The organism is Trebonia sp., assembly GCF_049794275.1.
GTDB lineage: Bacteria > Actinomycetota > Actinomycetes > Streptosporangiales > Streptosporangiaceae > Trebonia.
In genome coordinates this window covers 1-2490 of the sequence record NZ_JBARCR010000915.1, presented here as the reverse complement: position 1 = coordinate 2490, position 2490 = coordinate 1, and the positions used below count along the sequence as shown (strand labels likewise).

At 71.1% G+C, this 2490-nt stretch carries 2 protein-coding genes; both read left to right on the top strand.

The features are described 5' to 3' along the window. Positions 1-472: 472 nt before the first annotated feature. Positions 473-2254: a PEP-utilizing enzyme gene (locus WA805_RS23565; RefSeq protein WP_425243424.1), complete on the top strand. Its 1782-nt coding sequence runs from the start codon at positions 473-475 to the stop codon at positions 2252-2254. After that, the coding region (locus tag WA805_RS23560; protein ID WP_425243423.1) for a hypothetical protein at positions 2251-2490 on the top strand (240 nt) is incomplete at its 3' end. The genes WA805_RS23565 and WA805_RS23560, both read left to right, overlap by 4 nt.

Here is a 2490-nt window from a genome sequence, read left to right as displayed (position 1 = left end):
GGCAGGACGTCCGCGCGGCCGACCCGCTCCGCCACGGCCAGCGCCAGCCGCCAGGCGACGCACAGCCCGAGCAGCAGCCCGGCGAGCAGCGCGTCCCCCAGCCAGTCCGGCTCGCCGAGCCACTCCCCCGGGCCGACCCCGACGACCACGTCACCGGCACCCTGGCCGACGCTCCCGCTGCCGCTGATCTCCCTCGGCCTGTAGGAACCGGGGTCCCAGGGGAACCACGGGCCCGTTCCGAATGATTCTTACCGACCGAAAGACCGGGGGTCGTTACGCGCAGCCCGTCGCGGTCACCAGCGGCGGCGGGGATGTGGGCGTACGCGAGGTCGCGGCGACTTATCATGTGCCGATCTCCAATACGGCGGCTGGCATGATGCTGCTGGAGCCTGCGGGGTAGAAAAATCACTTCCCGGTACGCAACACTTTGCTTATTCCGTCCCCACTTCAAGGCCGAGGTGTGAGGTTAAGCGTGCCATTCCAGGAAGATGCGCCGCGTTTGGTCCCTGTCGATGATTTCGTCAGGGACGAGCTGTACCCGGGGTACAAGCAGCCCTTCGGCGGCCAGCCGTTCGTCGCCGGGCCGGTGCGCCCGTTCAGCCGGGCGGACAACGCCCGCTACTGGCTGCGTGACTCGCTGCACTTCAGCGAGGGCATGGTGCCGGCCTCCATCGCCACCCTCGACGACGCGCAGACCTGGGGTGCCCAGCTCGGCGCGGAGATCGTCGGGGTGCCGCCGACCCGTGGGTCGGTCAACCGGCTGGCCGGGACGCACGTGTACATCGGCACCATCGACGTGGACACCGAGTGGCAGGTGCAGGCCCGCGCGGCGCGGTTCGGCCAGTACGTGACCCCGATCCTGCGCGACTTCGACAGCTACTGGGCCATGCGCGCGGGCGAGCTGCAGGCGGCCTACGACCACCTCGACAACCTGGACCTTTCCGCGATGGATCCGGCCGCGGTGTGGACTTCCTTGAAGGACGCGTACGCGTTCCACCGCAGGGCGTGGTTCATCCACTTCGAGGTGATGTACGTCCTGACCGCCAACTACCTGGCGTTCTACGCGCTGGCCGAGGAGATCGGGCTGGCCGGGTCGGCCGTCTCCGGTTTCCTGGCCGGGCAACAGACGTTCTACAGCAAGACCGACGAGGAGCTGTGGCGGCTCGCCGGCCGGGCGCGCGAGCTCGAGGTCACCGGGCCGCTGCTGCACGCCTCGCCGGCCGCTATGCGGGCCGAGCTCTCGGCGCTGCCGCACGGCGCTGGCTGGCTGGACGAGTTCGACGCGTTCCTGGAGGTCTACGGCCAGCGGACCGAGGAGACCTGCCGGATCGACACGCCGTCGTGGATCGAGGACCCGTCGGCGCCGCTGTACGCGATCGGCACGTTCCTGTCCAAGCCGACCGGGTTCGACTTCTTCGCCGCGCGCCAGCAGGCCATCGCGGTACGCGATGAGCAGATCGAGGCCGCGCGCCGGTCGATCAACGGCGCGGACCTCGCGCGCTTCAACGAGGCGCTGGCCGGCAACCAGGCGGCCAACTTCGCCTGGTGGAACGAGGAGCACAACTACCTCATCGACCGCCGCGCCGCCATCCCGGTGCGCCGCGCCACGCTGGAACTCGGGGCGCGGCTCGCCGCCGACGGGCGGATCGAGCGGCCAGAAGACATGTTCTTCCTGTTCAAGGAGGAGCTGTACGGGCTCATGGAGGGCGGCGTCACGGCGGCCGGCGCAACGTGGAAGGACCTGGCCGCGATGGTCCCGGACCGGCGGGCCTACTTCGAGGACTGGAAGCGCCGGGGCCCTGAGCTGCCGACCATGCTCGGCACGATCCCGGACACGGTGCCCGACCCGATCATGGTCGAGGTGTTCGGGCTGTCCGGGCGGTTCCTCGAGGCGCTCAGGGGCGGCGCGGACCGGGGCGGGGTCGCCGAGATCCGGGGCTTCCCCGCCGCCAAGGGGATTGTCGAGGGCACCGCGCGGGTCATCACGACGGTGGCGGACATCCACCTCGTCCAGCCGGGCGACATCCTGGTCTGCGGCGGCACGACTACGGAGTGGACGCCTGTCTTCGGGATCATCGCGGCGTGCGTGTGCGACACCGGCGGCTCCCTGACGCACGCCGCCATCGTCAGCCGGGAGTACGGCATCCCGTGCGTCGTCGGCACGGCGGTGGCGACCCAGGCGATCAAGACCGGCGACCGGGTGCGGGTGGACGGCCGGGCCGGCACGGTGCAGGTCCTCGCGAGCGGCCAGTGATCCTGGACCTCGGCGACATCCGGGCCGCGGACGCCCCGCGGGTGGGGCCGAAGATGGCGCGGCTCGGGGAGCTGGCTGCCGCGGGATGGCGGGTTCCCGATGGGTACGCGGTCACCGCGGACGCGCTCGCTGACTGGCTGCCGGCCGCGGCGCAAGCCGAGCTCGATGGATTGCTCAGCTCGCTGATCCCGGCGCAGGCGGCGGGCGACCCTGGTGCCCTGGCCGGGATCTCGGCG